This window comes from Streptomyces sparsogenes (assembly GCF_001704635.1).
Taxonomy (GTDB): Bacteria; Actinomycetota; Actinomycetes; order Streptomycetales; family Streptomycetaceae; genus Streptomyces; species Streptomyces sparsogenes.
The window spans coordinates 1-888 of the sequence record NZ_MAXF01000101.1; the positions used below are offsets into that span (position 1 = coordinate 1).

Annotated in this window: 2 protein-coding genes and 1 pseudogene; 2 read left to right on the top strand and 1 reads right to left on the bottom strand. The window is 72.3% G+C overall.

Annotated features, from left to right (window positions below; translation table 11 throughout):
• Nucleotides 1–12 precede the first annotated feature (12 nt).
• Both BBH68_RS21715 and BBH68_RS21720 read left to right on the top strand, forming a co-directional pair.
• Nucleotides 13–255, top strand: a pseudogene (locus tag BBH68_RS21715) (carboxyl transferase domain-containing protein); the annotation flags it as partial.
• A 25-nt stretch (nucleotides 256–280) separates the two neighbouring features.
• The gene (locus BBH68_RS21720) at nucleotides 281–529 is read left to right on the top strand and encodes an acyl-CoA carboxylase epsilon subunit (protein WP_065965086.1); all 249 of its coding nucleotides are present in this window, start codon (nucleotides 281–283) and stop codon (nucleotides 527–529) included.
• Nucleotides 530–631: 102 nt separating this feature from the next.
• Here BBH68_RS21720 and BBH68_RS21725 read toward each other — a convergent pair.
• Nucleotides 632–888 (bottom strand): ATP/GTP-binding protein (locus BBH68_RS21725; RefSeq protein WP_174589065.1); only part of this gene is annotated, 257 nt, incomplete at its 5' end.

The window sequence follows — 888 nt, forward strand, 5'->3', positions numbered from 1 at the left end:
TGATGGGCGCGCGCGGCCAACGTGATCTTCCGCCGGCAGATCGCCGACGCGGACGACCCCGAGGCCATGCGCGCCCGCATGGTCAAGGAGTACAAGTCCGAGCTGATGCACCCGTACTACGCCGCCGAGCGCGGCCTGGTCGACGACGTCATCGACCCGGTGGAGACCCGCGAGGTCCTCATCCGGTCGCTGGCGATGCTGCGCAACAAGCACGCCGACCTGCCGTCCCGCAAGCACGGCAACCCGCCGCAGTAACGCGAGCATTGGAGACGAAGCCACCATGACCACCGCACCGGACATCGCCGACACCCCCGCCGATACCGCCGTCGGCGCCGCCACTCTCGTCCGCGTCGAGAAGGGCCACGCCGACGCCGAGGAGCTCGCCGCGGTCACCGCGGTCCTCCTGGCCCGCGCGGCCGCGGGCGCCGCCCACCGGTCCGCCTCGGGCCGCACCGGCCGCACCGCCGCCGGCTGGCGCCGCCTGGAGCGGCAGCTCGGCTTCCGCGCCCCGCACAGCTGGCAGGGCTGAGCCCGGTTGGCCTTGACGGCCAGAAGCGCACAAATCCCCCGCTCTCCCGGAGAGCGGGGGATTTGTGCGTTCGGCGGCCGACGCCGCCGACGCTGTCCGTCGCTATCGCAAACGCGCCATCAGCGCGTGCTCCACGAGCGTGATGAGCGCGCTCTTGGCCTCGCTGCGGTGGCGGGCGTCGGTGGTGATGATGGGCGCGTCCGGGCCGATCTGGAGCGCTTCGCGGACTTCCTCGGGGCTGTAGGGCTGGTGTCCGTCGAAGCCGTTGAGGGCGATGACGAAGGGCAGCCCGGAGTTCTCGAAGTAGTCGACGGCGGGGAAGCAGTCCGCCAGGCGGCGGGTGTCGACCAGGACGACGG